Annotated in this window: 7 protein-coding genes; 5 read left to right on the top strand and 2 right to left on the bottom strand. The window is 67.3% G+C overall.

Going from position 1 to position 6,422, the window contains the following annotated elements:
- On the bottom strand, nucleotides 1–1,034 hold a 1,034-nt coding region (locus ACR2FV_RS16375; protein WP_434016770.1), incomplete at its 3' end, for a recombinase family protein.
- Nucleotides 1,035–1,624: 590 nt separating this feature from the next.
- Between ACR2FV_RS16375 and ACR2FV_RS16370 the strand changes: the two genes are divergently transcribed.
- The 5 genes from ACR2FV_RS16370 to ACR2FV_RS16350 all read left to right on the top strand — a co-directional run bounded on the left by ACR2FV_RS16370 (nucleotide 1,625) and on the right by ACR2FV_RS16350 (nucleotide 5,177).
- Nucleotides 1,625–2,332, top strand: coding sequence for a hypothetical protein (locus ACR2FV_RS16370; RefSeq protein ID WP_434016769.1), 708 nt, complete (start codon nucleotides 1,625–1,627; stop codon nucleotides 2,330–2,332).
- 659 nt (nucleotides 2,333–2,991) lie between these two features.
- Nucleotides 2,992–3,228 (top strand): hypothetical protein, encoded by a 237-nt coding sequence (locus ACR2FV_RS16365; RefSeq protein WP_434016768.1) that lies wholly within the window; start codon nucleotides 2,992–2,994, stop codon nucleotides 3,226–3,228.
- A 9-nt stretch (nucleotides 3,229–3,237) separates the two neighbouring features.
- On the top strand, nucleotides 3,238–3,597 hold the full coding sequence (locus ACR2FV_RS16360) for a hypothetical protein (protein WP_434016767.1): 360 nt from the start codon (nucleotides 3,238–3,240) through the stop codon (nucleotides 3,595–3,597).
- A 48-nt stretch (nucleotides 3,598–3,645) separates the two neighbouring features.
- Nucleotides 3,646–3,993 (top strand): hypothetical protein, encoded by a 348-nt coding sequence (locus ACR2FV_RS16355; protein WP_434016766.1) that lies wholly within the window; start codon nucleotides 3,646–3,648, stop codon nucleotides 3,991–3,993.
- 77 nt (nucleotides 3,994–4,070) lie between these two features.
- Nucleotides 4,071–5,177, top strand: a complete 1,107-nt coding sequence (locus ACR2FV_RS16350; RefSeq protein WP_434016765.1) for a hypothetical protein — start codon at nucleotides 4,071–4,073, stop codon at nucleotides 5,175–5,177.
- A 7-nt stretch (nucleotides 5,178–5,184) separates the two neighbouring features.
- On the opposite strand, the gene ACR2FV_RS16345 is transcribed toward ACR2FV_RS16350, so the two are convergent.
- Entirely contained in the window at nucleotides 5,185–6,384 is a 1,200-nt protein-coding gene (locus ACR2FV_RS16345) for a DUF3892 domain-containing protein (RefSeq protein WP_434016764.1), read from the bottom strand.
- Nucleotides 6,385–6,422 lie beyond the last annotated feature (38 nt).

Below are 6,422 nucleotides of genomic sequence, written 5' to 3'. Positions count from 1 at the left end.
ACGCAGACAAGAAGGCCGCGAAGCTGGTACGGGTGAACGGAGCGTCGTGACCGAGGCAGCGAAGGTGCATCGGTGACCATGAGGCCACGCACGATCGCGAACTGCTCCTTCGAGATGAGAGCGGGGTGGGTCTGGGCTGCCGGTCGGACCCAATTGTCTTCGTCGCGCCAGCGCATCCGGGTCTCGTAGCCGGCACCGACATCGTCGGGATCGATGAGCGTCTCGAACTTCTCCTGTTTCGCCCAGACCCGGACTCCGGTGTAGATCTCGTTCTGGAGGATGGCCCTTACCGTCGAGTAGGCCCACCCGCGGGTATCTCGGTGGCTGTTCCGACGAGGGTCGTGCTCGGACGGCGAGGGTAGTGCGTCATCCGTCAGTCGTTGAGCAATGGTTCGAAGCCCTTTCCCCTGCGAGAACAGCTCGAAGATGTACTGCACCACGGGAGCGGTGATCGGATCTGGCTCCAAGTGGTGGGCGCGTTGGCCCGTTGCGGCCCTTCCCGGATTCGGGTGAGGACCAGCATCGGTGAGCTGGTACCCGTAGGGAGGGCGTCCGCCAAGAAACCGGTCCGTGGTGGAGGCCAGGTCCTGCATTGCGGCGCGGGTCCGGACCTGGACGCGGGTGCGCTCACCCTTGGACATGCCGCCGAAGAGCATCATGACCATGTCATGTGCCTCGGAACCAGGGTCGATGGCACCGCCGACCTCTGGCACCCAGAGCTGGACGCCGTAGTGGGTGAAGACAGGGAACGTGAGCCCGAACTGATTCCCGTAGAAGGCACGCTGCGGCTCGCCGATTACGACAGCTTCGAAGCCGCGGTCGGGGTTGCCCAACGCGTCCAAGAGGCGTTTCGCCTCAGCCCGGCGCTTCCAGGGCAGCGACCGACTCATGCCGATATCGAAGAACTCCTCGACGACGTTGCCGCCGTGAGGTTCCACCAGTTGCTTGGCTCTGCGCAGTTGCCATCCCTTGGACGTCACAGGGTCCTGCTGGTCCTCCGTGGACACGCGCCCGTAGAAGGCAACTCGGATCATGCGGCCTCCGGTGGTCTGCGATCCCTCGACCTCATCTCCGCCAGCAGGATGCTGGCAAGGATCCGGGTCGAGCTGACCGGTAGGTCGTAGCTACAGGGTAGGGCCATCTCCACCCGGGGCGCAGTCCATGGACCATGCTGCCCCGGGTTGGTGCCCACTCGACCTGCCACCCCCGAGGTTCCTTCACCGCTGGTTTGGTGAACCCGGTCGACGTTGGTCCCGGCTGCGCTCTCTGATCTTGGGACTCCTCCGGGCACTGCCTGCTTCGTTGTGGTGGTCATGGCGAGTCCTCCTCTCACTGCCCTAAAGCCGCCATGGCGTCTCCTGACGTTCACACGAGGGGCCCTCTGATCTGGACGGCCGTATGGCAATCGGCCAACGCCGCCGTGCGGACCTGCCACGTGCGCCACCGTCCACGGATGGGGTCCGGCCGTGTTCGGTCACCCCGCTCTCGACGAGCGCCTGGCTACGCAGCCGCACGAGCTATGAACCGCCTGTCCGATTCGCTGCCACCCTGCCCCGGCGCGAGACAGATGCTCTGGGTTCCCGGGAGGCGGGATGCTGTCGGTCTACATCGTTGCCCTGGAGGTGTGGCGATCGTGGACTTGGACCGGCAGCAGGGGTTCGCCCTCATCGCGGAGATGACCTCGACCAGGAATCTGCTCGCCTACGGCATACGAGCCGTCCGCACCGGCGTATTCATCGACACCACACGCGACCCGATCCTGACCATGTTGTCGATCGGTACGGAAAAGCTCTACAAGCTCACGCTCGGGCTAATCGCTCTGGATCGAGAGCACAAGTGGCCGGCCAAGGCCGATATGAAGGCATGGGGACACAAGCTCGTACCCATGCACGAAGCAGTCATCGACGAACTGCGCACTCGCACCGCGACCAAGAGCCAGTACGTCCGCGACCTGCTCGCCGAGGTCGATGCCGACCCGGTAGTCATGCCGGTCATCGACGCGCTCGACATGTACGGGCGGATGGGACGGTTCTACTACCTCGACCAACTCGGTGACGATCCCCAGCCGGTCAGCCCCGTCGACGCCTGGCAGAACATCGAGCAAGCAGCGCTCACCGATCCCACGGTCGCATCGCTCTACCAGCGCGCAACGGAGAACGTCGGAGACAACGAAGCATGGGAGCGGTTCATCCGAGTCCTCCACGATCGGATCGCACTCTCGGTGGAGCGCATCTGGATCACGATCGCGGTGTGCGGACGAAACCACGCCCTTGGAGAAACCGGAGGCGCCTTCGGATTCGAGGTTCACCCGGACGCGGTCGGCCGACAATGAGGCGCTGTGTACGGAGAACGGGCGGCGGGAAGTGACGCTAGCGTTCGCGCCCACGTAAGGCCAGCATGACCATGCCGCGTCCAGTACCCGGCTTCGGCCGGTCCCTGCCGAAGACCCCAGTTCGAGGGTGGAGAAGTGTGCGTGTCTGGTCCACAGACGACGGCTGCGACGCGCCCACATGGGACGCTCGCTCCATGTCGCTAGCGTACTCACCAGTCGGGGGCACGGGTTCGGCGGTCGCAGTCGCAGATGCCGCCTGCGGCGAGCAGAGCTCCAGCCCCGCGTGGTGGCACTGCCTGCGGGGATACCGGCCTGCCGCGGGGTCCGGTACCGGGCCAGAGGCGCCGCCACTGGCGCGCCGTCAGGATCGAACTGCACGTCGGCGGTGGGTGGGAACGAGGCGCGGAGATGGTCGGCCAGGCTCTGGTGGGCGACCCGGTAGGTCGCTTCGGACCGAGACGAAGACATTGTCGTCGACCGTCGTGCTGTCGAAGACCGGCGGCGATCGACATGATGTCATCAGGGATCGAGCCGCAGTAGTCATCCGGGGCCTAACTACAACCGACAGTACGCATCGGGATGCCCGGTGGATACGCCTGCGCGATCCCCTTGACGCCTCGGCGATCGCGGGACATGCTCGAAACTGGGAGATGGTCCGGATGCACGGGAGCACACGCGCACGCTGGTGGATCGAGGTCGCGCTCGCGGCCCTCAGCGCGGGGCTGTTCGTCCTCACCCTCACCGTCCCCACCTGGATCGAGTCGCTGGGCCTTGAGCCCGACGGCGGCAGTGGCACGGCGGAGTGGTGGCTGGTGGCGTTGCTGCTCGCCTCGACGCTGACCTTCTCCGCACTCGCGCGCCTCGAACTGGTGCGCGCCACCCGGAACGCGACCTGAGGCCGGCCCATGTCGGAGAGATTCGAAGGTCGGGTCGTCATCGTGGACGGCGAGAACCGTGAGGTCTTCGGGTTCGACCCGCGCTTCGCCGTGCTCGACCTTGGCCAGCAGGGCAACGAGGGCGACCTGCGCCTGCGCGGCGACGACGGCGCATTCACCTTTCACCTCGACGGTGGGCGGCAATTGCTGATCGTGCGGGACGCCGCCGGTCGCACCGTCCTGCAGTTCACCGGTGCCAGCAGCCTGCTGCGGGTGGGGGCGCAGGGCAACGAGGGCGACATCCAGGTGGTCGACAACCAGGGCCAGGTCTCGATCCACCTGGACGGCGGCTCGGGCGACATCGTGCTCAAGAACGCTGACTGCGCCTAGGAGTTCGACTGTCACGACGAGTGTCCGCCGGCGCCGGGCTCGGTGGTCGTGCTCGATGACGACGGCGCCGTCGCGGTCAGCGCGCAGGCCTACGACCCCCGGGTGGCCGGCGTGGTCTCCGGAGCAGGGGACTACCGGCCGGGCATCGTGCTCGGCCACAGACCGCCGGGTTCGACGGGCCGGGTTCCGGTGGCGCTGGCCGGGCGGGTCTCCTGCCGTATCGATGCGACCGTGGACCCGGTGCGGGTCGGCGATCTGCTGACGACGTCTTCCCACGCGGGGCACGCGATGGTCGCCCGGGACCGGCAGCGGCTGACCGGCTGCGTGGTGGGCAAGGCGCTCGGTGCGCTGCCGGGGGGAACCGGTCTGGTGCCGATGCTTGTCTCGCTGCGGTAGCCGCGGCCGTGACCACGTCGTTGAAGGCACTCGCCCGGTGCCTGGGCCTGTCCGGTGAGGTGTCTTTCCTCCGACAGATGGTCCCGCCTGCCGAGACCGGCGGGCGGTCGCGCCCGGGGCTGGGGCCGTTGACGGGTGAGTTGTCGGTGCTGACGGTGATGCGTTACCTCGATTGGCAGTGGTGCGGTGGGGCGAACTACCTCAAGGTGTCGGTGCCTCCCGAGTTGCGGTCGCCCTCCCGGGAGGAGGCCCAGATCCAGGTCGATGGGCTGGTCGACCGGATCACGCTGTTCATGGGCAAGAGCGACTGGGAACTGGACTGGCACGTCTACCCCGTGCTCGAGCCTGCGGTCTCGGCGCGGCTGGCCCGGGTGGGGAAGTTGAAGAAGGGCGAGTTCTTCTGCGAGTTCATGGGCATCGACCGGTGGGAGGACGAGATCTTGGGCCGCCAGTGGTGGTCCAGCGACATCGACGGCATCCTGTCGCTGCGGTGGCCGCTGGCCAACCCGAAGCAGGGCGCCGAGACCGCCTCCATGCACTGGAGCCTGGTCGAGGACGACCACCAGGGCGGCAGTGGCGAAGTGGTCGCGAAGACCGGCGAGACCACCCGCGACAACGCCGCGATCATCGGCAAGCGGGTCTACCTGCAGGGCGCCTTCGTCATGGACGCCCCGACCGACACCGACAACCATGCCCACCTTGAGATCCACCCGCTGGACTCGATCGCCTACGCCAGCGACCAGCGCAATCAGGTCCTCACTGCCCGGGGCACCGAGTCGGGCTGGCCACGCGACACGGTTGTGTGGCGGGTGGGTGCGGTCTCCAACGCTGGCTTCCACCGCATCAACGGGTGCGGCTTCATGCAGCACGACCGCACGACCGTGTGGTTCCTCGACCTACCCTCGGACGCCACCTTCCCGACGTCCGGGGTCCGAGTCACCGCCTCGGAACCTGGCTTCTGGCACTTCCCCACCAACGGCCGCTTCACGAGTCGCGGCGTCCGGCAGGTGCAGGTCGAGCCGCCACCGGACGGCACCCGCCGTGGCATCGGCGCCTTCCCGGCGGACCCCCGTGACGGCCGCCGCAAGCTGCGCGTGGAGGTGACGATGCGCCAGCCCGATGATTGGGGCGGGCTGTTCCTCAACGACTTCCGGATCGTCGTCGATAGCGGTGTCGTCGGCTGACTCCGCGCTAGAGCGTCCCCGCCGCGACGGCGTAGTGCTTGAAGAAAAAATTGTCCTTGTCGGGAAAGTCGTTGTTCAGCAGGATCGCGTGCAACTGGCCGTGGACCGAGGGCGGCCGCTGTCCGGCCGGCAGCGCGTCGACGTCCCAGAACGTCAGCCCCTCGGGCTCCTCACCGCCCTCGAGGGCGCCCGAGTGGTACTCGTAAAGGAACGGCCGTTCCCGGGGGGATGACCGGCACAGCAGCGAACCGTCGCGGTCGAAGACCCGGATCCCACCCCGCCCCTCGTGATCACCGCCCTTGCCCGAGAGAAGGAACAAGTGCCCGCGCGGGGAGAAACAGCCCCCCTGCAGGTACTGCGGGATCGTCAGCCGCTGCCGGCCGATGCGCAGAATGAGGTCAGAGGCGGGCACCACCACCACCTTGCCCATGGCCAGCCCGTCGAGGTCGACGTTGTAGCGGAACACCGGCAGGCCAGGGCCGATCTCGTTGTGCGAGGAGTGCAGCAGCAGCGTCTCGGGGTCGAAGGCGCACCAGCCGGCACGCGCCGTACCCCGCAACGCGTTCTGGCTGGGCAGCGGTCCGGAACCGACGAAGGCGATCTCTGTGCCCAGGTCCTCAAAGACCGCCAGCACCGGCTGGCTCCCGCACACCCCGCCGCTGCCTTCAACGGGCACAAAGATGTAGCCGTGCCCGTCCCACTCCAGGTAGTCCGGGTCCCCGAAGTGGTCGCAGTCGAGTGCGCCGAGCGACTTCGGCATGTCGGCGCGAGCCACCGCGGCCTGGGAGTCCTGGGTGAGGTCGGTGGTGGAGGCGAACTTCAGGAGCTTGGTCATCTGAGTGAAGAACCAGTGGTCCGCGCTGTGGGTGACGCCCTGCAGATTGTCGCTCCAGTTAGTCTGCTCGTCGTCGGGGTGGTCGCCCAGGAACTCGGGCAGGAACGTGGTCAGGGCGTCGGGGAGTTCGTCGAGGTTGTTGGCCTCGCCGGTGTCGGCAGTGGTGCGCAGGAACCGCCCACCCGACCCGCGCACGACGTGGATGTCGGCCGGCGACTCACCCGGCACGACCGCAACGTAGTGGTGGAGTCCGGCCACGATGTCGGTGACGACATCGCCGCTGGTGCGGGGCGACCAATCCCCGTTACCGGCCAAGGCGGTGATGTCCCCGTCGGAGTCGGTAAACGCTGAGGTCACGGTACGGAAGGCCATCCTGCAGTCTGCTCCCGTGGTGGGGCCGCCGCAAGGCT

This window comes from Ornithinimicrobium sp. (assembly GCF_051004135.1).
GTDB lineage: Bacteria > Actinomycetota > Actinomycetes > Actinomycetales > Dermatophilaceae > Ornithinicoccus.
The sequence above is the reverse complement of the archived record's forward strand: the minus strand, read 5'-3'. Positions and strand labels throughout refer to the sequence as shown.

Excerpts from the sequence above, each read along its gene's own strand:
- ACR2FV_RS16365 (WP_434016768.1), top strand. The coding sequence starts at position 2,992 with ATGCACGGGAGCACACGCGCACGCTGGTGGATCGAGGTCGCGCTCGCG.
- ACR2FV_RS16360 (WP_434016767.1), top strand. The coding sequence starts at position 3,238 with ATGTCGGAGAGATTCGAAGGTCGGGTCGTCATCGTGGACGGCGAGAAC.
- ACR2FV_RS16350 (WP_434016765.1), top strand. The coding sequence starts at position 4,071 with ATGGTCCCGCCTGCCGAGACCGGCGGGCGGTCGCGCCCGGGGCTGGGG.
- ACR2FV_RS16345 (WP_434016764.1), bottom strand. The coding sequence starts at position 6,384 with ATGGCCTTCCGTACCGTGACCTCAGCGTTTACCGACTCCGACGGGGAC.